At 70.6% G+C, this 25,170-nt stretch carries 24 protein-coding genes and 2 pseudogenes; 12 read left to right on the top strand and 14 right to left on the bottom strand.

Annotated features, from left to right (window positions below; all coding sequences use genetic code 11):
* Nucleotides 1–1,238: 1,238 nt before the first annotated feature.
* Nucleotides 1,239–2,219 carry an anti-sigma factor RsbA family regulatory protein gene (locus ACRAKI_RS20650; protein ID WP_447002144.1) on the top strand — a complete coding sequence of 327 codons (981 nt, stop codon included), beginning with the start codon at nt 1,239–1,241 and terminating at the stop codon, nt 2,217–2,219.
* Nucleotides 2,220–2,340: 121 nt separating this feature from the next.
* Nucleotides 2,341–2,772, top strand: coding sequence for an ATP-binding protein (locus tag ACRAKI_RS20645; RefSeq protein WP_447002143.1), 432 nt, complete (start codon nt 2,341–2,343; stop codon nt 2,770–2,772).
* A gap of 7 nt (nt 2,773–2,779) precedes the next feature.
* On the opposite strand, the gene ACRAKI_RS20640 is transcribed toward ACRAKI_RS20645, so the two are convergent.
* A complete protein-coding gene (locus ACRAKI_RS20640) occupies nt 2,780–3,142 on the bottom strand; it encodes an STAS domain-containing protein (protein ID WP_447002142.1) in 363 nt (120 codons plus the stop codon).
* Between the two features lie 157 nt (nt 3,143–3,299).
* Entirely contained in the window at nt 3,300–4,058 is a 759-nt protein-coding gene (locus tag ACRAKI_RS20635) for a GAF and ANTAR domain-containing protein (protein ID WP_447002141.1), read from the bottom strand.
* A 328-nt stretch (nt 4,059–4,386) separates the two neighbouring features.
* Between ACRAKI_RS20635 and ACRAKI_RS20630 the strand changes: the two genes are divergently transcribed.
* Nucleotides 4,387–5,607, top strand: coding sequence for a PP2C family protein-serine/threonine phosphatase (locus ACRAKI_RS20630; protein WP_447002140.1), 1,221 nt, complete (start codon nt 4,387–4,389; stop codon nt 5,605–5,607).
* 166 nt (nt 5,608–5,773) lie between these two features.
* On the opposite strand, the gene ACRAKI_RS20625 is transcribed toward ACRAKI_RS20630, so the two are convergent.
* From ACRAKI_RS20625 to ACRAKI_RS20595, 7 genes are all read right to left on the bottom strand, one after another.
* Entirely contained in the window at nt 5,774–6,736 is a 963-nt protein-coding gene (locus tag ACRAKI_RS20625) for an anti-sigma factor RsbA family regulatory protein (protein WP_447002139.1), read from the bottom strand.
* Nucleotides 6,737–6,928: 192 nt separating this feature from the next.
* Entirely contained in the window at nt 6,929–8,254 is a 1,326-nt protein-coding gene (locus ACRAKI_RS20620; protein WP_447002138.1) for a PP2C family protein-serine/threonine phosphatase, read from the bottom strand.
* Nucleotides 8,251–9,246 (bottom strand): SpoIIE family protein phosphatase, encoded by a 996-nt coding sequence (locus tag ACRAKI_RS20615; protein WP_447002137.1) that lies wholly within the window; start codon nt 9,244–9,246, stop codon nt 8,251–8,253. Before ACRAKI_RS20615 ends, ACRAKI_RS20620 begins: the two co-directional genes overlap by 4 nt.
* Nucleotides 9,243–9,683, bottom strand: a complete 441-nt coding sequence (locus tag ACRAKI_RS20610; RefSeq protein ID WP_447002136.1) for an ATP-binding protein — start codon at nt 9,681–9,683, stop codon at nt 9,243–9,245. Before ACRAKI_RS20610 ends, ACRAKI_RS20615 begins: the two co-directional genes overlap by 4 nt.
* On the bottom strand, nt 9,670–10,083 hold the full coding sequence (locus ACRAKI_RS20605; protein WP_447002135.1) for an STAS domain-containing protein: 414 nt from the start codon (nt 10,081–10,083) through the stop codon (nt 9,670–9,672). Before ACRAKI_RS20605 ends, ACRAKI_RS20610 begins: the two co-directional genes overlap by 14 nt.
* On the bottom strand, nt 10,080–10,970 hold the full coding sequence (locus tag ACRAKI_RS20600) for an STAS domain-containing protein (protein ID WP_447002134.1): 891 nt from the start codon (nt 10,968–10,970) through the stop codon (nt 10,080–10,082). Before ACRAKI_RS20600 ends, ACRAKI_RS20605 begins: the two co-directional genes overlap by 4 nt.
* 139 nt (nt 10,971–11,109) lie before the next feature.
* Nucleotides 11,110–11,604: a MarR family transcriptional regulator gene (locus ACRAKI_RS20595; protein WP_447002133.1), complete on the bottom strand. Its 495-nt coding sequence runs from the start codon at nt 11,602–11,604 to the stop codon at nt 11,110–11,112.
* 81 nt (nt 11,605–11,685) lie between these two features.
* On the opposite strand from ACRAKI_RS20595, the gene ACRAKI_RS20590 reads away from it, so the two are divergent.
* On the top strand, nt 11,686–12,876 hold the full coding sequence (locus tag ACRAKI_RS20590; RefSeq protein ID WP_447002132.1) for a PP2C family protein-serine/threonine phosphatase: 1,191 nt from the start codon (nt 11,686–11,688) through the stop codon (nt 12,874–12,876).
* 218 nt (nt 12,877–13,094) lie between these two features.
* Here the strand turns inward: ACRAKI_RS20590 and ACRAKI_RS20585 are convergent, their stop codons facing one another.
* The 3 genes from ACRAKI_RS20585 to ACRAKI_RS20575 form a co-directional block, all read right to left on the bottom strand.
* Nucleotides 13,095–13,280 (bottom strand): hypothetical protein, encoded by a 186-nt coding sequence (locus ACRAKI_RS20585; RefSeq protein ID WP_447002131.1) that lies wholly within the window; start codon nt 13,278–13,280, stop codon nt 13,095–13,097.
* Nucleotides 13,281–13,842: 562 nt separating this feature from the next.
* Nucleotides 13,843–14,358 carry a general stress protein gene (locus ACRAKI_RS20580; protein ID WP_447002130.1) on the bottom strand — a complete coding sequence of 172 codons (516 nt, stop codon included), beginning with the start codon at nt 14,356–14,358 and terminating at the stop codon, nt 13,843–13,845.
* A gap of 135 nt (nt 14,359–14,493) precedes the next feature.
* The gene (locus tag ACRAKI_RS20575; protein ID WP_447002129.1) at nt 14,494–14,949 is read right to left on the bottom strand and encodes an Hsp20/alpha crystallin family protein; all 456 of its coding nucleotides are present in this window, start codon (nt 14,947–14,949) and stop codon (nt 14,494–14,496) included.
* Between the two features lie 374 nt (nt 14,950–15,323).
* Here ACRAKI_RS20575 and ACRAKI_RS20570 point away from each other — a divergent pair, with 374 nt between their 5' ends.
* From ACRAKI_RS20570 to htpX, 6 genes and pseudogenes are all read left to right on the top strand, one after another.
* Nucleotides 15,324–15,689, top strand: a complete 366-nt coding sequence (locus ACRAKI_RS20570; protein WP_447002128.1) for an STAS domain-containing protein — start codon at nt 15,324–15,326, stop codon at nt 15,687–15,689.
* 435 nt (nt 15,690–16,124) lie between these two features.
* A complete protein-coding gene (locus tag ACRAKI_RS20565) occupies nt 16,125–16,565 on the top strand; it encodes an Hsp20/alpha crystallin family protein (RefSeq protein WP_447002127.1) in 441 nt (146 codons plus the stop codon).
* 219 nt (nt 16,566–16,784) lie between these two features.
* Nucleotides 16,785–17,153 (top strand): annotated as a pseudogene (locus tag ACRAKI_RS20560) (thioredoxin family protein); the annotation flags it as partial.
* Between the two features lie 211 nt (nt 17,154–17,364).
* Nucleotides 17,365–17,697, top strand: coding sequence for a general stress protein (locus ACRAKI_RS20555; protein WP_447008472.1), 333 nt, complete (start codon nt 17,365–17,367; stop codon nt 17,695–17,697).
* A complete protein-coding gene (locus ACRAKI_RS20550; protein WP_447008471.1) occupies nt 17,634–18,002 on the top strand; it encodes a hypothetical protein in 369 nt (122 codons plus the stop codon). Before ACRAKI_RS20555 ends, ACRAKI_RS20550 begins: the two co-directional genes overlap by 64 nt.
* Nucleotides 18,003–18,052: 50 nt before the next feature.
* Nucleotides 18,053–19,000, top strand: a complete 948-nt coding sequence (gene htpX / locus ACRAKI_RS20545; protein ID WP_447002126.1) for a zinc metalloprotease HtpX — start codon at nt 18,053–18,055, stop codon at nt 18,998–19,000.
* Nucleotides 19,001–19,359: 359 nt separating this feature from the next.
* Here the strand turns inward: htpX and ACRAKI_RS20540 are convergent, their stop codons facing one another.
* Complete coding sequence (locus tag ACRAKI_RS20540) at nt 19,360–19,632, bottom strand: GlsB/YeaQ/YmgE family stress response membrane protein (protein ID WP_447002125.1); 273 nt, start codon at nt 19,630–19,632, stop codon at nt 19,360–19,362.
* Nucleotides 19,633–20,515: 883 nt separating this feature from the next.
* Between ACRAKI_RS20540 and ACRAKI_RS20535 the strand changes: the two genes are divergently transcribed.
* Nucleotides 20,516–22,042: a carboxylesterase/lipase family protein gene (locus ACRAKI_RS20535; protein WP_447002124.1), complete on the top strand. Its 1,527-nt coding sequence runs from the start codon at nt 20,516–20,518 to the stop codon at nt 22,040–22,042.
* A 367-nt stretch (nt 22,043–22,409) separates the two neighbouring features.
* Here ACRAKI_RS20535 and ACRAKI_RS20530 read toward each other — a convergent pair.
* Nucleotides 22,410–22,595: pseudogene (locus ACRAKI_RS20530) on the bottom strand (transposase); the annotation flags it as partial.
* Nucleotides 22,596–23,171: 576 nt separating this feature from the next.
* On the opposite strand from ACRAKI_RS20530, the gene ACRAKI_RS20525 reads away from it, so the two are divergent.
* Complete coding sequence (locus ACRAKI_RS20525; protein WP_447002123.1) at nt 23,172–25,070, top strand: S8 family serine peptidase; 1,899 nt, start codon at nt 23,172–23,174, stop codon at nt 25,068–25,070.
* Nucleotides 25,071–25,170 lie beyond the last annotated feature (100 nt).

The raw sequence follows: 25,170 nt of genomic DNA, 5'->3' as shown, positions 1-25,170 counted from the left end.
CTGCGTCCGGCCGGGTCAGGGCCCGGCTGGACGTCGAGTGCCTGCGTCCGGTCACCGACTGGTCAATCGGGGTCGACGTCGCGATCGACATGCCGACGCCGTCATGAAGCCGCCAGCCGCGATGGCGTCCCGGCGGGTCATGAGAGAGTGGCGACGCGCTGGCAGGGGTGCCGACTGGTGAGATCGCGTATTCACCTGTCGCGGGGTCGTTGCGAAGGTAGCCGGACATGCCTCCTCCGGCGGTGCGCCGCAGGCGCGTGCCGAATAGCAGGCAGCACATCAGGGAGAACAACGGCGGCGTTCAGCCCCGGGTCGTTCCCGTTACCGCGTTGACCACCTGACCGCTCGGCTGCGCGGACCTCCACCACGCTGTCGGCGGTCGAGGACGACCACGGCGGCGGAGATCCGGGCAACCGCGGCGCGGAGTGGCGCAGCGCAATCCGGGAGCTGCTGGCCCACGAGTGCCTGGACTACGCCCGCAGCCTCCCCCGCCCCGCTTCCGCCACACCTGGCCCGGCGTGTCCTCGACACCGTCGCGCCCGTGCTGGAGCACAGCACGCTCGGGCACGCCCGCACCGTGGTGTGGCGCGTCCGCGCCGGGGTGGACAACCACCTCGCCCACGATCGCGTCGTCAACGGGTGCCTTCCCGACCCGTTCGACGAGAGCCGGATGGGAATCCGGCATGCGGTTGATGGAGTTGGCCGCCGACGCCGCCACCCGCCCCGACAGCCTTCTGCGCCCGTTCACCGACTTGCGGGAGCATCGACTGTCCTTGGCGACTCACGCAGTGGCCGACCCGTCCCGAGAGCACGTGTCCACCCCGTTCCCGGTGCGAGGGCCGGTGGGGCCACGCGTATCGCCGCCGACGCCATCGACCACCACCGTGTCCCCGAGCTCCAGGCCGCCCAAGACCTCAGGCAGGGCGACGGGCGAGTCACGCCGGTTGCCCCTCTCGACGTCCTGAATCCCGCGGCGGGCACCAGCCACCGAGACACCGCGTTCGACTCTCAGCGATATGCGGCTATGCTGGCCCGGACGTAGAGGAGTGGGTATTCGCGCAGGTCGCGTGCGTGTACTCGAACGCCCACTCCGTGGCGATCGGTCCCTGTCCGCGCACAGCGGCTGCCCCGATGCCCGTCCTAGGCGGAGAGGTGGACATGTCCACCAGCAAGCCGTTCGCTCCGACTTCGGACCGAGCCGATCCGCGACCGCGCGACGGGCACGGGGAGACGGTCGCATGACCACCCTGGAAGCGCCGTCGTCGGCAGGTTTCGTCCACCCCGCTTTCTTCTACGCCTCCGACGAGGAGTACGTGGAGACCCTCGTGCCCTTCGTCCTGGACGGCCTGGCCGCAGGACAGCCCGTCGCCGTGGCGGTGCCCGGGGCACGGATGAGGCTGCTGCACGACGCTCTGGGCGACGCCGCTACCCACGTGCCGATGCTCGACATGCAGGTCGCCGGCCGCAACCCCGGCCGGATCATCCCCGCCGTGCTGCGCCGGTTCGCCGACACCCACGTCAGCGGCCACGTGCGCATCGTCGGTGAACCGATCTGGGCCGGCCGCACCGACGCCGAGTATCCCGCGTGCGCCCAGCACGAGGCGCTGATAAACCTGGCGTTCGCCGGCCGTGACGTCACCATCCTCTGCCCGTACGACACATCGGCTCTCGACCCCCGCGTCCTGGACGATGCCCTGGTCACCCACCCCGCGGTGTGGCACGGCACCCATCGCGGGGTCAGCGATCGGTATGACCCCGACGTCATCGTCAGCCGGTACAACCGACCGTTCGACATGGCTCCCGATACCGCGGGCTTCCCCGTCACCGCTACCGCGGACATCCGCGGTGCGCGCGGGTTCGCCGCCGCACGGGCACAACGGTGGGGGTTGGCCGCCGAGCGGGTCGCCGATCTTGAGCTGATCGCCACCGAACTGGCCACCAACGGCCTCCGGCACACCGGAGCCGGTTGTCTGTTGCGGATCTGGCACGCCGGCGGCCACGTGGTCTGCGCGGTCGAGGACAGCGGACACCTGGCAGACCCCCTCGCCGGCCGCCGCCCGCGCGCGCCGGGGCACAAGGGCGGCCGTGGGCTGCTCCTGGTCAACCAGCTCGCCGATCTGGTCCGTGTCCACACCAGCGCTCACGGTACGACCGTGTACGCATTCCTGAGCCTGATCGCCGCAGGTCAGGGCATTAGTGACGGCTCGCGGCCGGCCTGAGACGCGGGCGGTCGAGAACACCGGCACAGGGGTCGGATGTGGTGGCCCGAGTCGCGGCATGGTTGACGAACAGGGCGGGTGGGTATTTTCGCGCCGTCCAACGTCTTCGGCGGAGAGGCGCGTGAGGACTGTGACGCTGCTCGAGGAGGATGCGGGCCGGCCCAGCTCGTCCACCATGGACCTGGCCGACGAAGTGCCACCGCTGACCTGGGTGCGCGGTTGGGCGCGGGAGGTGTTGTCCGGTCTGACCGACGACGACCTGGGTGATTGCCTGCTGGTGATCACCGAGTTGGTGGCCAACGCCTACGACCACGGCGAGGCGCCGCGTCGAGTGCGACTGCACCGGTCATCGGAACCGCGCTCGGTGCGAGTCGAGGTCTTCGACGCGACCCACGGCGAGGTGGTGGTGGAGAAGTCGCGGTTGGGTGAGCACCGCGGACGGGGCATGGTGCTGGTGGCGTACTTGAGCACGGCATGGGGCGTCGAGTTCCACGAACGGGGCAAGACCGTGTGGGCGGAGGTGCCCTGCTCCGCACCGCCGCCCGCCGGCTGACCGGTGGTCAGCGCGACAGCACCGCGGTGACCGCCTGGTCGACCGTGGCGTGCACGGCCACCACCCGGTCCAGCTCGGTGATCCGCATCGGCAGCAGCACCGCGCGGTGGTTCGCCACGACTACGAGGGCCGTGCCCGCGCGCTCCGCGCGGGTGGCGGACTCGACCAGCAGTTGCAGGGCCGTGGAACCCAGGAAAACCACGCCGGACAGGTCCAGCACCACACTCCGCGGGCAGCGGTCGAGCTGGTCGAACAGGTGGACCCGCACGGGGTCGACACTGGTGGAGTCCACCTCACCGGTCACGACCACGACGGGGACGTCGTGATGCGGGGTGGTGTCGACTGTCGCGATCCCGGTGGTGTCGAGCATGGGTGCCTCTCGTCGGAACCTACGAGAACCGGCAACCGAGCTGCTGCTCAACCCGTATCGGCGCTCCGCGGCGGATCCGTGAGGACGCGCCGATACCGACAGTACGTGCCTACCACCGGCCGGCACAATCGACCGTCGGCCACCGCCACCGCCCCGGTCACATCAGGACGCCGTCAGGTCCTGGGATGCGGTGCCGGGCCAGCGCTTCGCCGAGTTCGCCGCGCTCGTGGGCGGCCACCAGGTCCTGGGCGATGTCCCGCAGTTTGCGGTTGGCGTGCTGGGAAGCATGCCGCAGCAGCGTGAAGCTCTGGTCGGTGTCGTGGGCGAAGTGGCGCATCAGCAGGCCTTGGGCCAGGCCGATGGTGTGGCGGGTGCCCAGGGCTGTGGTCAGGTGCCCCACCAGCTGCTTGCTGTGGTGCAGCGCCTCGACGTTGTCCAGGGCGACGCCGGCGTGCAGGGCGACCAGCAGGACGATGTCGTAGGAGTGGTCGTTGAACCGGTGCGGTTCCTTCGACAGCAGCACCGCCGCGGCGGTGGGGGAGTGCAGGGTGGGCAGCGGCAGCACGAGGCAACTGCGGTGGCCGTGCACGGCCAGGCGCGAGGCGAACAGCGGCCAGCGGTGGTCCTGCGCGGTGTCGCCCAGGCGGCGCGGTTCGCGGTAGCGCAGCACCTCGCGGACCGGGTCGCCCTCGTCCACGGCGAGGTCGAGCGGCGGGTGGTCGGTGCTCGCGGTCACATCGACCTCGCCCTCGCGGTCGACCGCGAGGAAAGCCAAGTCGCAGCCCGGGACGGCGCGGACCAGGTGTTCGGTGAACCGGCGCCCGACCGCTTCGTGGTCCTCGTCTTCCACCAGCCTGCCCATCTCGGTCAACTCGGCAGCCAGTGCGCGGACGGAGACGTCCTGGTCACGTGTCATCGATGCACCCCTCGACAGGCCGCGTTCCGCACGACGGCTGTAGGACCGGGCGGAACTGGGAACCGGGATGCTGTGCTGCTCAACACCCTCCAGGCGGCCAACATAACGCATCCCCAGGCACACGTTCCCCGACCTGCGGCGGATGTGGTCGGGAAGGCAGGGACCGAAGCGCGAATGGGTGGGCGGACGCGTGCCACCTCGTTTCGTCCCAGTAGACGGCCGTGTGCGGCCCGGGGGATCGCGGATGGCCTCGTTGTGTTCAGGCGGGTCGGCGGTTGTGGTTGGGTGGACGCCCGAGTGGTCGGAGGTCGCCGTGGACGGTGGCGTGGTGGGAACCGGTGATGTGCTGGCGGCGGCGGAGAGCGCGCCGCCGGGGGAGTCGGTCGAGGTCGTCGCCCGTGACCTGGCGAAGCGGTTCGGGGCCTTCGACGTGTCGTACCTGCTGACCGACCTCGTCGACGAGCAGTTGGTGCGGCTGACGTCGACCTCGCTGGACTTGGACGGGCGTGATGCTGAGCGTGTCGACCTGCGGGGCAGCGCCTACGAAGAGGTGCTGCGCACCCAGCAGCCGAGGCGGGAGCAGGACGGCGACGGCGTGCGTGTCGTGCTGCCGGTGACCAACCGCGGCGACTGCGTCGGTGTGCTGGAAGCGACCGTGCCCGCCCTGGACGAGGAGTTGCTGGCGCAGCTGGGTGAGGCCGCGCACGCGTTGGCCTACGTCATCCTCACCGACCGCCGCTTCACCGACCTGTACCACACCGGTCGCCGCACCACGACGATGAGCCTGGCCGCGGAGATCCAGCACCAGCTGCTGCCCTCGGCGTCCTGCTGCGAGGCGGGTCAGTTCACCGTCGCCGGAGGTCTGGTGCCCGCCGACGACATCGGCGGCGACACCTACGACTACACGCTGGACCGCGAGACCTTGCACGTGTCGATGACCGACGCCGTCGGTCACGACGTGGCCTCGGCGCTGACGGCGACCCTGCTGGTCGGCGCGCTGCGCGGGGCGCGCCGGGCCGGTTGCGACCTGGCCGGTCAGGCGGAGCGGGCCAACCAGGCGTTGCTGGAGCACGGCGGTGGGTCGTTGGCGACCGGGTTGCTGATGCGCGTGGACCTGAACAGCGGAGTAGGTGAGTTGGTCAACGCCGGTCACCCCGTACCGCTGTTGCTGCGCGACGGCGTGGTGGAGCCGGTCGGGCTGAAGGTCGACCTGCTGTTCGGCGTCGCGCAGCACGAGTACCGGGTGCAGCGGCTGGACCTGCGGCCCGGCGACCGGCTGGTGCTGATCACCGACGGCATGTTCGAGCGCGACGCCGCCGGCGTCGACCTGCCCGCGCTGCTGTGCGACACCGAAGGGCTGCACCCCCGGGAGGTGGTGCGGGCGGCCACCAGGGCGGTGCGGCACGCCTGCGGCGATCACCTCCAGGACGATGCCACCGTGCTCTGCCTGGACTGGCACGGCCCCGGCCGCACCGAACGCCAGGCCGACAACGGCGCCGACATCCACACCGCCTCGCCCGCGCGGGACAACGGGACCGAGTCCGGCTGAAGCGGGCGGGGTGCGCTCCACGGTCGCACGAGAGCCCTTCAGGACGTCACGGTGCTGTCCGCGGGCTCCCAGCGGATCATGAGGTGAAGAAGAAGAAATCGGGAGCCGTCCGGACCCGACCAGGGCCGCCGCGCTGAGGCGCATTGGACGAACGGGCTCTCGGTGCTCAGGTGGCGGGGTGGGGCTCGCCCATGGTGAGGCGGATGGTGAAGCCTCGTTCGTCGCCGGCGAAGGCGACGTGGTGACACAGTTGGTGAGCCAGCCACAGGCCGAACCCGCCCGTCGACCGGTCCGGTGCGGGCAGCAGACCCGCGAACGGGTCCGAGGGCCCGGTGCCGCAGTCGTGGACGGTCACCACCAGCTGTGCGGTGTCCGACCAAGCACGTACCTGGACAGGTCTGCGGCCGTGACGCAGGGCGTTGGTCACGACCTCGGTCACCGACAGCGACAGATCATCGATCTCGTCGGAGGACAGGCTGGTCCGGTTGGTCGCCAGGACAGCCCGACGGGCTTCGGCCGGTGTGGGATCGGTCAGGCCGACCAGTGGTGGCGTGTGCTGGATCGCGTGATCGGTCATCGTCCGTGACGCGGTGAGGAACGAACGCGGCTCGACGTAGCGGTCGTTGGTCAGGTGCCGTCCGTCGGCGGTGGCCACGAAGGGATGGGTCCGCGCGACGTCGTCCAAGACGTGCCGCGGGGTGTCGCGGGTGTCGTAGCCGCACATGCTGCGCAGCGGGAACTCGTCGTAGATGTGGTTGACCGCCGCCTCGTATCGAGCCCACCAGTCCCACGTGGCACCGAGACCGGAGCGGGGGACCTCGCCGAAGATGCGGATCCGGCTCGCGCCGTCGGCCACGTACCCGGCCATGAGGTCCCGGTAGGACTTGATCGCGGCGGCGGGCCGGGCGTAGAGGTCGTCGGCGACGAGGAACTCGACGTCCGACGCGTCGGGTAGCGCGGCGCGCACCAGGTCGGACTTGTGCTTCGCCAGCGACACCACGGTCGGCTCAGCGGCGTCCACGCCGGCGCGGACGAACGGGACCACCACGGCCAGCAGTTCGTCGTAGGAGCCGTAGTAGACGGCGGCGTGGTCGTAACCACGCCCACCTGCGTCGAGGCTGGTAGTCATGTCGTCCGTTCCCCGGACTCGCTGGAGCCGACGTACCGGCGTCGAGCAGGTCGAACCGCGGGCCTGTTCCACTGTCGCCGCAGAATAGCGGCAACTGTAGCCCGTGGCGCGAAGAGACGTGTGCGGATCGGCGACAGCCGCGGGCTGTCTTGTGGTGTCAGCCGCTGGCGCCACCATGCGGCGGGATTGTCGTCAGCGCGCCGGCCGAGGTCGCCGGTGTCGACCGATCATGGGTAGTGGTCGGGCACCGCCGGGTAGTGGCGAGTCCACCCCGGAGTAGCAGTGCTCGGGGTCCCGCACCGCCGCGGCGGGAGGGTGCCTGGGATCGGGGTTGCCGGTGTACCGGACTGCGAGCAGGAGGGTGTCGTCGGTGTAGCGGACGGCGTTGAGCATGTCGTGGACGACGGCGGAGACCAGAGGGGTGACGGGGAGGTTGGCGTGCTGGCGTGCCGTGTGGGTGAGGCGGACCTCGTCGTGGTCGGCCTCGCCGCGGCTTTCGATCAGGCCGTCGGTGTAGAGCAACAGCAGGTCGCCGGGGGCGAGTCGAGTGGTGAGCACGCCGTTGCTGCCCGGGTCGGGGAATCCGATGCCGCGGCCGGGGGTGGGTAGGTAGGTGGTCGAGTCGGGCCGGACGAGCAGGGCCGGTGGGTGGCTGCCGTTGGCGAGCCGCAGGTCTCCGGTCGACGGGTCGAGTCGGGCGAGCAGGACGGTGGCCATGGCGGCGGGGTTGATCCGTGCGGTGCGTTGGACGAGGTCGTCGAGGCGGTGGCCTTCCATGGCGAGGGTGCGGACGGTGTGGGTCACGTTGATCGCGTTGCGGGTGGAGGTGACGCCGTGGCCCACGGCGTCGACCACGGTGATGTGCAGGGTGCCGTCGGGCAGGACGAACCAGTCGTAAAGGTCCCCGCCGGTGGGTGTGTACTGGCCGGCGGGTTGGTAGTGCACGCCCAGTTCGACGCCGGGAACGGTGGGCGCCGGTGGCCGCAGGGCGTCTTCGAGTTCGCGGAAGATCTCGGCGTGGGCTCGGCGCAGGCGTTCGTCGCGTTCTTCCAGTTCCACGTACATGGCCACGACGCCGCTGTTGGTTTCGGCGAGTTCGTGCTTGAGATCGCGGTGCTGGCGTTCCAGCATGTCGGCGCGGGCGATCATCGCGCGGAGCTCCTGTCGGGTGGCCGTGTCGTCGTCGGTGGCACCGGTGTGTCGGACGGCCGGCTGTTCCGGGACGGTGAGCCTCCACGTCATGTCGGTGCCGGTGGTCGTCTCGGGTGGGAGCGGCAGATCGATCGCGGTGCCGACGGGTGCGGGCACGTGCAGCGTGATCACCAGCGTGGTGCCGTGGTCGAGGTGCCAGGTGACCGCGGCCTCGGGCGTGGAGCCCGCCAGGGTGGTCGCGCTGAGGACGAGCCGGGCGCGTTGTTCGACCGGCACGCCGTGCACGTCGCACAGGTGGCGCAGGCGGGCTCGCAGGGCGTGCGGTGTGTCGGTGTCCGTGCGGGCGGTGGGGATGTCGGCGCTCATGGGGAACAGGTTCTGAATCGGGCGGCCAGCACGGCGGCGTCGTCGTGGTGGTTGCGGTGGTCGCGCAGGAGCCGGGCGGTGAGCAGGGGCGGCGGCGGGGCGGTGTGCCCGGGTGCGTCGAGCAGCCAGTGGTTTGCGATGCCGTCGCTGTGCAGGACGACGGTGCCGCCGGCCGGGAGGTCGATCTCGTGCACCGTCGGGCGGTCGACGCGCAGGCCGACCACGCCCGGACGGCTGAGCAGGTGGCGGTCACGCGCGCCGGACAGCACGGTGGTGGTGATGTTGCCGACGCCGCAGAACGAGAGCCGGCCGCGTTCGACGCGGACGACGGCGGCTGCCGCTCCACGCGTGTGCCTGATGCCGCGGTGCAACGCCTCCACCGTGTCGCACACCGGTCGGGTCGGGTTGCGGTGGAAGACGTCGGCAGCGGTGAGAGCCGCTTCCGCCGCCGGCTCACCGTGGCCGAGCCCGTCGACGAGCAGCAGCGTGGTGACGTCCTCGTCGTGGTGCACCGCCACCGCATCGCCGCTGTGCTGCTCGGTGTCGGCGGGCAGGACGGCGTAACCCATCTCGACGGCCCGATCGGGTTCGCCGGGCGCGCGCAGGCTCGCGGCGGCGAGCGTGCCCTCGCCGGGCGCGGTGGTGATGAGGAACTCGGTGGACATACGGCGGACGGCGCCGAGGCCGACCCCGAGCGTGCCGGTCGTGGTGTGGCCGTCGGCGAGGCACCGGCGGAGGTCGGTCATGCCGGGGCCGCGGTCGTGCGAGGTGATCTCCACTCCGGCGTCGAGTAGCAGCGGCTGGATGTGGATCGTGCCGTCGACGGCGTGCTTGTCCAGGTTGCTCGCCAGCTCGGAGGCGATCACGGCGGCGTGCTCCGGCAGGACGCCGGGCAGGCCGACCTCCGTCGCGAGGGCCCGCGCCGTCCTGGCGGCCACGTGCACGGCGCTCACGTGGTCGATGCGGATCTCCCGTGTCGACGGTGCGGTCACGTCACCCACTGCACGACGGTGACGGTCGTGCCCGCGCCGGGTGTGGTGTCGATGGTGAACTCGTCGACCAGTCGTCGCGCACCGCCCAGGCCGTGCCCCAGGCCGGCGCCGGTGCTGAAGCCGTCGGTCAGTGCCGCTTGGACGTCCGGTATGCCCGGCCCGCTGTCGCGAACCGTCAGTCGGAGCCCGCGCCTGCCGTGGGGGCTGGACACGGTGCTGATGGTCAGCGTGCCGCCACCGCCGTGGATGTAGGCGTTGCGGACCAGTTCACTCGCGGCGGTCACGATCTTCGTCTGCGCGACCAGGTCGAAGCCCGCCGCCACCGCGGCCGCACGTACGGCGTGCCGGGCGAGGAGCAGGTCGGGCTCGTCGCGCACCGGGTGCGTCGACTCGGCGACGACGCCTCGGTGAACGGTCGGAAGTTCACCTGATCGCATGTGGCCGGCTCCCGCGCTCGTCGCGGGCCGGAGCCCTCTGCCAGCCCAGCGCGGCCAGGGCCCGTTCGGCGTTGAGCGCGGTCTCCACGCCGGTCAGGCTCAGCCCGAGGCCGCACAGCGTGATGGCGACCGCCGGGCGCATCCCCGCCACGATCATCCGCGCGCCCAGCAGCCGTCCCGCCGCTGCGGCCTCGGTCAGCATGCGGGCGACGAACGAGTCGATGATCTGCAACCGGGAGATGTCGATCACGACGCCGCGGGCACCGACGCCTGCGATGCGCTCGGTCAGTTCCTCGGTGAACCGCAGGGCGGTCCGGTCGTCGATGTCGTCGAGCAGACCCGTCAACAGGATGTCGCCGAGTCGGATGACGGGCACACCGGCCGACGACCGCGCGGTCACAGGACGCTCCGCACCCGATCGGGCGCCTGGTCGGAGGAGTCCACGTCGAGCAGCCGGATGGCTTCGGCGAGGGCGTCCGCCAGGGTGGCCCTGGTCGTGATCATCGACAGGTCGATGCCGAGCTGCGTGATGGTATGGGCGATAGCCGGCCGAATGCCGCTGATGAAGCACTCGGCACCCATCAACCGGACTGCGGTGACGGTCTGCAGCAGGTGTTGGGCGACCACGGTGTCGACGGTCGGCACACCGGTGATGTCGATGATCGCCACCGGCGCCTCGTCGGTTTGGATGGCCTCCAGCAGCCCGTTCATCACCAGCTGCGTGCGGGTGCTGTCGAGGGTGCCGATCAGGGGCACCGCCAGCACGCCGCGCCACAACCGGACCACCGGGGTGGACAGCTCCAGCATCTGCCGGTGTTGCGTGCGGATGATCTCCTCACGTCCCCCGACGTAGGTGGCGAACGTCAACGCGCCCGCGGCGTCGAGCAGGCCGTTGAGGGTGGTCGCGGCCGCGAACAGCACGGCGGGGTCGTCGGTTTCCGCCCGGACCGCGTCCAGCAGCGCGTCCTTCAACGCCAGGGTGGACAGCGCGGTGGTGGTCGGGTCCACGCCCGCGCGGGCCCGCCGCACCGATAGCTGCACCACGGCTTCGCGGGTCGGTCCGTGCCGTTCGACTACCTCGTCCACCGGCAGCTGGATCAGCAGGCCGTCCCGCAGGGCGGTGAGGATGTCGGCCGCTTCGGATCGGAGTTCGCGTTCTGCGGGTATGGCAGTGGAGACCGCGCGGTCGAACTGCGCTCGCACCCAGTGGTCGACGATGTCCGCCTCCCGCGTGACGAGAACTTTGACCAGGAGTTCTCGCACGATCGGGTTGCCTTCGGTGGCCACCGTCCACCACTCCTTCCGGCGGGTAATGCCTGATTGCTAAACTATTGTCTCTCGACAAACGTTAGCAGGGTAGTGGCGACCCGGCGGGCAGCGGTTCCGCGTGGAGTGCAGTCAGAAGGCGATCATGTTGCGCAGGGCGCTACGCCGACTGCGTGCCCGACTCCTCGTGCGGCGTGTCCTGCGCCGCAGCGGTCTCGCGCAGTGCGATCAGGCCGTCCGTCATCGCTGTCCGAGCCGACACCGGCATCGCCTCGATCAGCCCTCGGACGTGTTCTCTGCGCCGCTTGCGCAGATCCGAGAGGTACACCCGGCCCCGCTCGCTCAGCCGCAGTTCGACCTCACGCCTGCTGTTGGGACTCAGGGACCGCTCCAGGAACCCAACCGCCTCCAACCTGTCGCACAACCGGCTCATCGACGGGGGCGTCGAGTCCAGCTCCTCCGTGAGCGTGCGCAGGTTCATGCAGGTCAGGCGTTCCAGTACGAACATCGCACGCAGCTGCGAGGCCGACAGGGGCGCAGACGACACTTCGCGACTCCGCTCCCACATCACCTCGATGCGCTCGAAGACCTCGGTGAGAACATTGAGCGCCTCATCGGGGTCGGAGCGAGGGCGGAACCGGTTCACACTTCCCACTCTCGCATCCACGCCGCGCTCTGTCAGCCTGCGCTCGTCCGTCACCACCGTGCGGCAGCCACCGGAAGAAGATAGGCACCCATGACCGCACCAGCCGACGGCAGACACCTCGAAGTCGAGCGCCTACTCCGCAACGCCGCCCCGCACGAACTGCTCGACGTCACCCGCACCGAGCTGGCACGGCGCTTCGGCGCCACCACCGTCGACCTGCTGATGGCCGACTACGCGCTCACCATGCTGCAGCCGGTCTCCGTCCTGCCCTACACCGCACACCCCGTGCCCACGGGCACGAGCGAGCCGGGCAAGGCCTTCGGGTCCCAGCAGCCGCACGTCGAGCGGCGGCAGCCGTCCGGCGTCGTGGTCCACCTGCCGGTCACCGTGCGCGGCGACCGCCTCGGGGTGCTCTCGGTGAGCCTGCCCCAGGCGCCGGACGACGTGGTGCTCGAGGCGCTGGCCCAGGTCAGCGAAGTGCTCGCGCACGAGATCATCGTCGCCGAACGCGACACCGACCTCTACCTCCAAGCCCGACGCGCCAACCGGCTCACCCTGGCCGCCGAGATGCAGTGGCAACTGCTGCCGGGCCGCGCCTGCGCCCGCGCCGAGTACAGCATCGGCGCCCAACTCGAACCCGCCTACGCCATCCACGGCGACAACTTCGACTGGTCCACCTCCGCGGACCGGTTGACGCTCACGGTCACCAACGGGATGGGGGAGGGCATCGACGCAGCGCTGCTGACCAACCTCGCGGTCAACGCCCTGCGCAACGCCAGACGCGCCGGAACCCCGCTCGCCGACCAGGCCGCCCTGGCCGACCAGGCCGTCTACGGCCAGTACGCGGGCCGGGCGCACGTGTCCGTGCTGCTGCTGGAATTCGATCTGGCCAACGGCCGCGTCGACGTCATCGACGCCGGTTCGCCGCGGATGTGGCTGCTGCGCGACGGCACTGTCGGACCGGTGGCCTTCGAAGCCCAGATGCCCCTGGGAATGTTCGACGGCACGCCGTACACCGCTGAGAGGTTCCAGGTGCTGCCAGGCGACCGTCTCGTCTTCGTCAGCGACGGCGTCTACGACGTCGCCTCGACCGGCGGCGAGCGCTACGGCGAGCGCGCGCTGGCGCGCGCCATCAACGCCACCCGCCTCCTGCCCGCCGCCCAGGTGCCCCGCGCGATCCTGCAGGAGCTGGCCGGGCACCGGCACACCTCCGGACCAGAGGACGATGCCATGGTCGTCGCCCTGGACTGGCGCGGAAGAGACCAGGCATCCGGCGGCTGATGTGACTCGGGACCGTGGCGGATGCGGACACGGCCATCCGGGTGCCTTCGGACGCCAGGCGCGGGAGCGCAGCCAAGGCGTAGGAAAACGCGCTCCCGCACGTATGGGGCGTCCAACCTCAGGAGCAGGCATGTGTTGAGCCGGCTGCTGACGGCACCGACCGGTCGGGCCGCCGCCGACGCTTCATCGTCGTCGCGGCCGCCCACGGGGCCGATGGGCTACGTGACGGGCACCGCCTTGCCGTTGCGGATGTCGTGCGCCACGTCGGCGGTCACCGGACGCGGCGGAGTGGGCGACCTCTGACGTGTCGCGGGACTGTTTCCGGCGGCGGCGTTGACGGTCGCGGCGATCGCCGCGGTGGTGGCGTCCAGGCGCTCCAGCGGGTCCGGGCGTTCGGAGTCCATCGGCATCCTTCAAGTTGCCTTCCGGCGCTGCGCCCGTTTCCTCGTGGTCTTGCCGGTTGGTGTCTCAACCGGCAAGACCTGGCCGTGGTGCGGGTAGGCGGTCGGCATAAGCGCGCCGTCGGTGTGTGTCGGGCTGTTCTCGGGCCGGGATTGCCCGGTGCGGGGATCTGCGACCGGAGGTGGGTGAGGTCGTCGTCGGCCGGTTCCAGCAGCAGATGACCGGTGTGCAGGTGGCGGGCCACGGTGCGGAGGTCCTCGGCGATCTCCCGCATGGTCTGGTCGACCGGAGCGCTGCCGGGGCGCTGGTCGGAGACCGTCTCGGCCGGGGGCAGCGCCTGCGCCTGGTCGGCCGGCGCGTCGGCGAGGGTGGCCAGTTCGGCCGTCAACCGCCGGGTCCGCCCTACCGCGCACCTGAGGGAGTCCGCGGACAACGTGGCTCGCCGCAGCGAGGCGGCGGCCCGACGCAGCCCTCTGTCGCCTGACCGCAGAGCGCCGTGCACGGGATGGGCACACATGCCTACCCACCTCCTTTCGGTTGACGCTGTGGGTCAGGTTCCGGTTCTCAGGGGGTTGACGGCGCGGTGAGGGCGAGTCGGGCCAGCAGGTCGCGCCCCTTCTCTGCATGGCGGGGTTCGCACAGCACGTCGTAGCGGCCGGCGACGAGTTGCGTCGTGGAGGCGAAGTCGCGTTGGCCTCTCAGCGACGCGTAACCCGCGGCTGCGAAGGTCGTGCCGAAGACCATGCCGGTGAGCAACCCGGTCAGGAGCGGCGCCGGCAGTGGTCCGGTGCTGAACACGCCGAGCAGCAGGCCGACGAACAGGCCGAACCAGGCGCCGGACGCCGCACCGCCGGCCAGGACGCGGCGCCAGGTCAACCGGGCGGTGACGCGCTCGACGATCATCGGTTCGACGCCGACGATGGTGACGTCGTGCACTGGGAAGTCCTGGTCGGCCAGGTGGTCCACGGCGCGTTGGGCTTCGGCGTAGGTGGCGTAGGAGCCGATCGGCCATCCCGTGGGCGGTGTCGGCAGGACGGCCGGCTGCGCGCGCAGGAACGGGGTGGTGGTCGCGGTCGTCATGGGGGTCGCCTCCATCGGTCGGTTGTCCTTAGGCGGTGGTGAGGGAGCGCGTGCGACGTTTGCCGCCGGACCCAGCGCACCCCCGGCCGGCGAGCCCTGGGCCGGGCGAGCCCGGGGGCCTGCCGGCGGCAGGTGTCACCTGCCGGTGATGGCGATGCGTCGTGGCTTGGCCGCCTCGCTCTTGGGCACGCGCACGGTGAGCACGCCGTCGGTCAGGTTGGCCTCGACCTTGTCGGCGTCGACGTCGTGCGGCAGCGTCACGCGGTAGGAGAACTGGCCGGTGCGGCGGGTGCGATGCCGGAACAGGCCCTGCCGCTCCCTCTCCTTGAGCTCGCCGCTGATGGCCAGCTCGTTGCCGACCAGGTCGATGGAGATGTCGTCGCGCTTGACGCCGGGCAGTTCGACCCCGACCAGGTACGCGTCCTCGGTTTCGGTCACGTCGGCGGACGGTGACCATGTCGCGACGGTGTCGTCCAGGTGTCCGGCCACCGAGTCCATCCAGCGGCCCAGCTGACGGTAGAGGTCCTCGAACTCGCGAAACGGGTCCCAGCGGCCCACGGGGCCGGACGATCGCACGGCCGGCAGCGTCATGGCTCCACCTCCAAACGATCAACTTCGTGTCGGTCGAGCGCGTGCGGTACGCGCTCTCGTGCCACAGAACGAACATGAGCGGCCCTGTGTTCCCGAAGTTGAGCCCTCTCGACTCAACCGCGATCGGGAAGGGCCTGAGCGTCGGGTCGGTTCGAGGCGCGGGGAACACCGGGGCAGGCGGACACGTCTTCGCTGTGAAGCGGTTGCTTCACCCGACGTCGGCGATCCTGGAGGTGGTGTTGATGGCAATCGCGACCTCGGCGCGGCCTCGTCCAACCGCGGTTGGTGCGCGGCGGTCCGGTGGCGGTCCGGTGGTCGGTGTGTCCGCAGATGGGTGTGCGGCCCGGTCTCCGGACGGCCGGACGGATGCTTCCGTGTGGGTCCTGCGTCCGAGCCCGGAGCAGGCTGAACACGTCTGCGGGCACCTGTCGCGCTGGCTCCGCCGGGTGCGCGCCGCAGGTGTGGGCAAGGTAGTGATCGACCTGAGCCGGGTCCGCCGGCTGGATTTCACCGGGTTCGGGGTGTTCCTGGCCAGCGTCCGGGATGTGACGGGTCTGCCCGCGGCGATCATCGGGGCGCGTGGCCATCTGACGGAAACGCTGCGCCGACTGGACCTGCTCGCCGGTGCAGAGGTCGTGCCCGCAGGGCAGGTCCAGCGGGCGGTCGCGGTGGCGACTCCCGTACGGCGTGAACCGGGTGCCGGGCCACGCCTCACGCGTCCCCTGGCGCGGGCCGCGTGAGAAACCCCCTGGGACCCGCGGTGGGGGACGGGACGGCGAGCGCGTGAGGAGCTGTCGCCGTCCCGTCCCACCGTGATGCGACCGCCGCACCCCGAAGCGGTCGGCCGCGGACGTCGGCGCGGATCAGATGCTCCGTGTCGGGCCCCGATCCCGGGCATCGGAGCAAGCACCGACACCCGGTGCAACGCGCAGCGTGACGACGGCTGTTCCCAGGACGTGAGAACTTACGCGTCCCGGAGTGTCACGTCAGCGCCTTGAACTGCACACTCACACTCGACACGGTCCAGCAAGCGTCTGCGATGTGAATTGCATCACAGTCGGAAACAAGTGTGAGGGCGAGTGCGTTCGGAGTGGTGTCAGCGATGTGGTGCCCCCGTGCGGCGCGGTTGTCCGCGACGTGGGGCGCCTGATCACGAAGGGAAGGAGGAGAACGCCATGCTGATGCGTACTGATCCGTTCCAGGCTCTGGACCGGCTGACGCAGCAGTGGTTCGGCAGTGGCCTCGGCGGCGGCCTGTCGCGGTCGCCGGTGATGCCGTTGGACGCCTACCGTGCCGGTGACGAGTTCGTGGTGCACTTCGACCTGCCCGGCGTGAGCCCGGAGTCGATCGACGTCAACGTCGAGAAGAACGTGCTGACCGTGCAGGCGGAGCGCAACGCGGTCGGCGGCGACGGCGTCGAGACGGTGCTCAGCGAGCGGCCGACCGGCAGCTTCAGCAGGCAGCTGTTCCTGGGTGACGCCCTCGACGCCGACAACATCAGGGCCGACTACGACGCCGGCGTGCTGACCCTGCGCGTGCCGGTCGCCGAGCGGGCCAAGCCGCGCAAGATCTCCATCACCGGCACGACCTCGGAGCGGCAGGCGATCGACGCCTGATCTTCGGGTCGCCACGCGGTGATGCCCCGTGCTCATCGGAGCGCCCTGGTGACGCGGCCTTCCACGCGCGGATGCCCTTCGGCCGGCACCTGCGGCGTGTCGAGCCGCCCGGTGTCCTGACGACGCGGTGGCGCCGGTGAGCGCGGGGAGAGCCGGTCGTCGTGCGCGGTTTCCCGCCGTGCGCGTCGGCCGGCTTCGTCATGTCGAGAAGGGCAGGACATGGTCCCCGCTCCTGGTCGGGACCGGTTGCACGAGCTGGGGCAGCGGTTCGCCGATCTCGGCGTGCGACCTGCCGTAACTGGTCGACACGCGGGTGACGATGACTTCGACGCGGTGGTCCGGCGCAGCGCGCTGCCGGTCTTGGTCGATGTGTGGCGCGGTGTTGTGGCTCGTGCCGGATGGTCGCACCGTTCGTGGGCGCAACTCGCACGCGAGCGGGTCGGACGGCTCGAGGTCGTCAAGGTGAACGCCGACGAGGCGCCGAGGATTGCGGGCCTGTCGGACGTGCGGAGCATCCCCACGCTCGTCCAGATGGTGGACGGCACGGAGCGGGACCGCGTCGTGGGCGCGCAGCCCGCGCAAGCCCTGCGGGACTGGCTCGGCCGCCAACTGGCCGGCTGTCCGCCCCGGCCGACGGCCCGCCTGCGGCTGCGGCCCGTACGCGTCCCAGTGGCGATGCCGGTCGTCGGCTGCTCAACCGATCAAGTTGAGCGAGTTAGACGCAAGTTCGGGAACCGCCGGCAGATGCGCGAGCGTTCGGCACTACGGAAGTCCGAAGTCGGTGATGAAGGGAGGAGTGATGACGAGGACTGTGGCGAGGACGTCGGTGCCGGTGCGGGACACGGTGACCGTGGCCGCGTTCGACAACTACGCCGACGCCGAGCGCGCCGTGGACTCCCTGTCGGACAGGGGGTTCCCGGTAGGGCACACGAAGATCGTCGGGGTCGGGCTGCGCATGGTGGAGCACGTGCTCGGCCGGTTGACCCACCTCAGGGCAGCCGGGTTGGGCGCCGCGGCGGGGGCGTGGTTCGGGTTGCTGTTGGGCGTGTTCCTGAGTTCCTCAACCGCGTGGACGACATCGTGCTGTTCAAACCGCTCACCGAGAACGAGATCGAACGCATCGTCGAGCTGATGGCGCAGGAGCTGCGAGGTCGGCTCGCCGAACGCCGGATGACCCTCGGCCTCACCGACGAGGCCCGCGGCTTCATCGCCCGCCAGGGTTTCGACCCGGTGTACGGGGCCCGGCCGTTGCGCCGGTTCTTGGCCCGCGAGGTCGAGACCCGCATCGGCCGCGCCCTGCTGGGCGGCGACGTCCACGACGGCGCCACCATCCACATCGGACTGAACGAGACCGGGTTGACCGTGGACTACGACAACCCCGATCCCCTACCGGGCGTGGACGCCCTCGACAACCCGCCGGCCTTCGTCGGCGCATGACACACCACCACGGCGCATGACACATCGCTGCACGAAGGGAGGAAGACACGATGCGCCGCTACCACAACGGACTGAAGACCGCGCTGCTGCTCGGTCTGCTCACCGCCCTCATCCTCACCACCGGCTACTGGATCGGCGGCGGTCCCGGACTCCTCGTCGCCATAGCCCTGTCCCTGGCGATGAACGGCGCCGCCTACTTCTGGTCGGACAAACTCGCCCTGCGGGCCATGGCCGCCCAGCCGGTCAGCGAAGTCCAGGTGCCCGAGCTGTACGCGATGGTGCGCGAACTGGCGACCACCGCGGGCAAGCCGATGCCACAGCTCTACATCAGCCCGCTCGGCCAGCCCAACGCGTTCGCCACCGGCCGCTCACCCGCCCACGCCGCGGTCTGCGTCACCGAGGGCATCCTGCGCCTGCTCACCCCGCGCGAGCTGCGCGCGGTGCTCGGCCACGAGCTGTCGCACGTGTACAACCGCGACATCCTGATCTCCAGCGTCGCCGCCGCGCTCGCCGGGATCATCACCTCCCTGGCCAACCTCGCGCTGTTCCTGCCGTTCGGCTCCGACGACGAGGAGGCGCCCAACCCGCTGGCCGCACTGCTCATGTTGGTCCTCGGACCACTCGCGGCCGGCCTGATCCAGCTCGCCGTCAGCCGCAGCCGTGAGTACCAGGCCGACGCCGACGGCGCGGAGCTGTCCGGTGACCCGCTGGCCCTGGCCGCCGCCCTGGAGAAGATCGAGGCCGGTGTGCGGCGCCTGCCGCTGGCCGCCGACCCGGCGCACGCGTCGCAGTCGCACCTCATGATCGCCAATCCACTCGCCGGTAATGGCATGGCCGCGCTGTTCCGCACCCATCCGCCGACAGCCGACCGGGTCCGCCGCCTGCAACAGATGGCAGGCCACCGCCGTACCCGGCTCGTCGGTCACCTGCCGCATCGCGTCCACAGCACACCGTTCCGGCGTGTGATGGCGCCGACCACGAGGTACTACCGGCCATGAGCGCCGCGTGGTCGGCCAGCGCCGCGGTGCCCGTAGCGGGCCGCGCAGCGCCGAGACAGGACACCAGTCCGCCCCGCCGCCTGCCAGGGTGGGTACCCGAGATCGGTGGTCAGGACCGCGGTCAGAGCACGATCTGTGCCAGTGCGGCTTCGCGCACACGGCAACAGCCCCTCGGGTGCCCTGGCCGACGCCCGCTTCCGGGTCACTGGTTCTCGGCTCAGTTCCACGAGGTCATGGCCAACGCCCACCCGGCGCTGTGACCACCGACTGACCGGCACGACAACTGAACCATTTCGGTGGACATGGGTCGGGCCCGCCGGTGGATGACCGGCGGGCCCGAGTGGTGCGGTGGTGCGGTGTCAGCTGTGGGCGCGGTGGCTCCGCTTGGTGACGACGTGGTAGATGCCGAGCACGATCAGGGAGCCGAGGATGGCGAGCAGCCAGGTGCTCAGGTCGAAGAAGCTGCCGATGTCGGAGCCGAAGATGGCGCGGCCGATGAATCCGCCGATGATGGCGCCGACGATGCCCAGGAGCATGGTGATGATGATGCCGCCGGGGTCCTTGCCGGGCATGATGGCCTTGGCGATGGCGCCGGCGATGAGACCCAGAACGATCCAACCCAGGATGCCCACTGTGGTTCCTTGTCCTCGTGCCACGCCGTCTCTTGACGCGGCGTGATCGCTACACACACCGGGTTGCCCAACTCGCACCGGTTTCACACCTACGATGAGCGCTTCGTTGTGACAGCGGTGTCGAACCCGGTCGGCTGCTGCGAGGCATCCCGATGATCGGTTACCGCAGTGCTGACGCCGGGGACGGGCCGAGTACAGCCCGTTCGACGATCGCCTGGACCACGCCGTGAACATGCTCAGGCAGTCGGAGAACGCGGCGGGCCCACCTTGATCCGCGCGGACTGGCACCGGGCGAACGTCGCTGCCAGTCCGCCCCTCGCGCCCGCCCATGCTCGCCACTCAGGCTTGTCCAGGGGCGTCGGACAGGTCGTCCGTGCCGCAGCGCACGACCCGGCAGGATCGGCACACCCCCGCGCGGTCGGACGATCGCGGTGGCGGTCTCCTGCCGGTCGTCCCTGGTGATCTGCCAGTCGACGCCTGGGAGCGCAGCACCATCGGCTCCGAGGTGCTCACCGTGCGCAAGCCGTCGCGCTCGCGCGGAGCAGCCGCACCAGCACCTCGCGGTCGCCGTGCCATGCGCGTGGAGAGGGAGCCGCCGGAGCCGCCGTCATGGAGCGCATGCCCGGCCCTGTATCCGGGGTCGATGCCCACGTGCTCGGAGAACCGTCGGCACCCGTGTGGAGGAGATTCCGTGGACGTGTCGCCCTTTTGTCTCTGATCATGCTGGTGATCGGCGTGATTGGCGGCCTCGTACCCGGCCATCCGTGCGGCGCGCCTGTCGCCGGCCGTCGACCGACCGGACTCTGATCGTCAACCGATCGGTTGATGTGTCCGGTGAACCCGGAATGTCACTGTCTGGATCATGAAACGACTCCTGGGAGCGGTGGGCACCGTCGGTGCTTTGGTGTTGGGTGCCGCGCCGGCCGTGGCGAGCGACAACCTCGTGGTGCGTACCGATGCCGGCCTGGTGCGGGGCACCACGAACGCGAATGTCCGTTCTTACCAGGGGATTCCCTACGCCGCGCCGCCGGTCGGTGACCTGCGCTGGCACTCGCCCGTGCCGCCGGTGCCGTGGTCCGGTGCACTGGACGCAACCCGACCGGGCAATCGCTGTCCTCAAGCGAGTGTCGGCGGCCGACCGGCCGGCGTCATTGAGGACTGCCTTCATCTCGACGTCACCGCACCGCGTGTGGCCAGGAAGGCACCGGTGCTGGTGTGGCTACACGGTGGCGGGCTCATGAACGGCGCGGGTAGCGACTACCAGCCGACCCGGCTGGTCAAGCGAGGCGGTCTGGTCGTGGTGACCGTCAACTACCGGCTGGGGAACCTCGGTTTCCTCGGCTTTCCCGGGCTCGCGAACGGCGGCGCGTTCGGTATCGAGGACCAACAGGCGGCGCTGCGCTGGGTGCGGCGAAACATCGCGGAGTTCGGTGGCGACCCGGACAACGTCACCCTGGCAGGGGAGTCCGCCGGTGCGCACTCGGTGTGCGCGCAGCTCGCGTCACCGGGCGCGGCCGGGTTGTTCCAGCGGGCGATCGCCCAGAGCACGCCATGTGTACTGGGCTCGTTCGCCGGCGCGGACTTGCGGCCGATGCTGGACGTGCCGCTGTTCGTGCCGCACGAGTGGCACCAGGGGCATGGCCAGAGCGTCGCCGCCGGGCTGGGGTGCACGACGCTCGAGTGCCTGCGCGGCAAGCCGGTGTCGGACCTGCTCGCCGCGCCGGCGTTTCCCCTGCCTGCCTTCGGGAACGCGGTGCTGCCGGAGGACCCCGCGGTGGCGGTACCGGCCGGGCGGTTCAACCACGTGCCGCTGCTGACCGGCACCACGCGCGACGAGGGCACGTTCTTCGCACCGCTGCTGTTCCCCGATCTCGGTGCCGATGGCTACATGACCGCGTTGACCGCGCATTTCGGTCCACACGCCGCAGCGGTCGCACAGCGGTACCCGATCGAGGGGCACGCCGGCTCCGCGGTGCAGGCAATGGCCGCGATCATGACCGACCTCGACTGGGCGTGGCTGCAACGCGCCGCGGATCGCCAGTTCGCGGCCGAGGTCCCGGTGTACGCGTATGAGTTCCTCGACCGCACGGCACCGGCGATCCCCGAGTTCCCGTCCGGTGTCGAGCCGCTCGCCGCACACGGCTCCGAGCTGCGGTACCTGTTCGACCTGCGCTCCGACGACGTACGGCTGACCTCCGCACAGCGCCGCCTCGGCGACCGGATGATCGACTACTGGGTCCGCTTCGCGACCACCGGCAATCCCAACCGGCCCGGCCTGCCGGCGTGGCCCCGCGTCGACCCGGCGGACACCACGCCGTATGTGCAAGGCCTCGACCTCCGCCGAATCGGCCCGTTCGACCGGGCGACGGAACACAACCTGGCCTTCTGGGACGCGCTCGCACACCCGTGATCGGACCGAATCCCGCACGATCGCACACGTGCGGCATGGGGGTGCTCCCGGCAGCGTGTGATCGGGTTGTGTGAAGACGGGTGGGGCTGCCCGTGATGAGAGGCGAGGTCACCCGCAGGTGTCTCCACGCCGCGTAGGTTCGCCCCCACCCTGCGCGTGGCCGCGGTCGCCCGGGTTCAGGCCGCGGTGACCGCGGTGGCCGGTGTGGTGCCGTGGGTGGCGATGTCAGAGTTCCGACTCGCCCTGTGGCGACGACGACGTGCAGGTGACGCAGGCGGCATGGGCGGGGTTGGCGCGTTGTGTTCCCCAGGCGGCCCGCCAGGCGGTCAGGCGTAGCCCGGGACGGCCCTGACCGGTGAGTTGGGCGGCCGGTGAACGGCCCGGAGGACGTATCCCGTGGCGCCAGGCCGGCGTGCTCGACCAGGGCTCGGGCCAAGGCGAACCGGGTCGGGTCGCCGGTCTGGGCCAGGATCGCCGCCGCCCCGAGCACCGACAGCCCGGTGATCGAGCCGACCAGCGTGATCAGGCCGAACTCGTCGACGACACCGGTCATCAGCGACTCGACCTCGGCCGGACTCCCACCGGCGTGGTCCCGGTCGCCAAGAGGAAGCGCACCCGTTCCAGCGCCCGGCAGCGGTGCGCGATCAGGGCGGCGAGCCAGGTGCCGGACCCGGAACGGCTGCTTCGCGCACCACCGGAAACTCGCACATCACGACTTGTCGTTGTCGTAGTAGCTACGCAGCCTTTGATCTCGACCCCGGATCGGCCGAGTCCCGGTGGTCGTCGACGAACCGGAAGCAGCAGTTCGCGTGCCGGCCAGGTGGCGCGACGGCCATCCCGCCTCTCCACCGCGCTCTGCCAGTAGGACGCCCGGAGGCGGACAACCCTGCGGAGCGCGATGAGGACCGGCGGTTGACGATCACGCTCCGGGCGACCCGCCTCGACGGCGCGGCCTCGGGCATCCTCGGCGAGCGACCGCCGCTTTCCGCCCTTAACGATTAATTCTTCCGCTACCGCGAATAGCGGCGCACCATTTGCAGACCCCTGCGGGATCGTCCTCGCCGATTCCTTCCCTGCACATCAAGGAGTGCCTCTCGTGAGTAGTAGAAATATCCGTCGTCTGGTTCTTGTGTCCGCAGTCGTGTCGTGCTTCGCCGCGACCGCCCACGGCACGGTCCAGGCGCAACCGGAGGGACCGTCCGGCCGGGCCTTCACCGAGAACGTCGCCCCGGGCGCGGAATACCAGCAGTACATCGTCGGTTTCAAGCCCCGGTCGGAGGCCGGTCGCTCCGCCTCCCACCGGGCGCGTGCCCTGCGCGCGGCCGGCGAGCGGCACGGCGTGTCGGTGGAGGAAGTGCGGCAACTCGCGGTCGGCGGACACGTCGTGCGCACGGACAAAAAGCTTTCCGGAGAGCAGGCCCGCGGATTCCTGCGTTCGCTGGCCGCCCGCAGCGAGGTCGAATACGTCGAGCCGGACGTCCGCTTCTACCCGACCGCCACGCCGAACGACACCCAGTACAACAACCAGTGGCACTACTGGGAAGCGACCGCGGGCATGCGCCTGCCCAAGGCGTGGGACACCGCGGACGGCGCGGGCGTCACCGTGGCCGTGGTGGACACCGGTCGCACGGCCCACTCGGACCTCGACGGCAACACGGTCGGCGGGTACGACTTCATCAGCGACACGTTCGTCTCCCGTGACGGCAACGGCCGCGACTCCAACCCGCAGGACGAAGGGGACTGGAACCCGGTCGAGAACGAGTGCTCCCCGGGCAGCCCTCGGACGAACTCGTCCTGGCACGGCACGCACGTCGCGGGCACGATCGCCGCGGTGAGCGGCAACGCCAAGGGCGTGGCCGGTGTGGCGTCCAAGGCCAAGCTGGTCCACGCCCGCGTGCTGGGCCGCTGCGGCGGTTCGCTGTCCGACATCGCCGACGCGGTGATCTGGGCGTCCGGTGGCACGGTCAGCGGCGTCCCGGCCAACCCCAACCCGGCCAAGGTCATCAACATGAGCCTCGGCGGCGGCGGGACCTGTAGCTCCACCTACCAGAACGCGATCAACAGCGCGGTCGGGCGCGGCAGCACCGTGGTCGTCGCGGCGGGCAACTCGAACGAGAACGCTTCGAACTCGCAGCCGGCCAACTGCAACAACGTCGTCACCGTCGCTGCGCTGGACCGGGAGGGCAACCGGTCGGTGTTCCGGTCGGACGGCCGCTTCGCTTCCAACTACGGCACCGTCGTCGACGTCGCCGCGCCCGGCGGTGAGACCTGGACGGCCGCCGACGGCAGCAACGGCATCCTGTCGACGATGAACACCGGCACCACCACGCCCGGCAGCGAGACCTACAAGTACTACCAGGGCACCAGCATGGCCGCGCCCCACGTGGCCGGCCTCGTCGCCCTGGTGCTGGGTGAGAAGTCGTTGTCGCCCAGCGCCGTCGAGAGCTTGCTGAAGCAGAACGTCCGGCCGATCCCGGGCACCTGCTCCGGCGGCTGCGGCGCCGGTCTGGTCGACGCCGAGAAGACCATTGGCTCTCTAGGCGACGGTGGCGGCACCCCGCCCACCGGCCAGCTGCTGGCCAATCCGGGTTTCGAGTCGGGCAACACCGGCTGGGCCTCCACGTCGGGCGTCATCACCACCGACGCCACCTACCCGGCGCGCACCGGCTCGTGGAAGGCGTGGCTGAACGGGTACGGCCGGTCGCACACCGACACGCTGTCGCAGACCGTCACCATTCCGGCGACCACGACCGCCGCCACCCTGTCGTTCCACCTGCGGATCGACTCGGCGGAGACCGGGAACGTCGTGTACGACACCCTGAAGGTGCAGGTCCTCGACTCGACCGGCGCGGTCGTGGCGACGCTGGCGACGTACTCCAACGTCAACGAGGGCACGGCGTACGTCCAGCGGTCGCTCGACCTGAAGGCCCACGCCGGCAAGACCGTCACGATCAAGTTCACCGGGACCGAGGACTCGAACCTCCAGACGTCCTTCATGATCGACGACACCTCGCTCGCCACGAGCTGACGCCCGACCACCACGCGCGGCGCCCGGACCAATCCGGGCGCCGCGCGCTCAACCTACGAGAGGACCTTTCCCTGTCGAACCGCGCCGCTTACTGTGCGGG

It is taken from the genome of Saccharothrix isguenensis, assembly GCF_052936305.1.
Note: the sequence above shows the minus strand (reverse complement) of the source record. Positions and strands in the feature narration are given on the sequence as shown.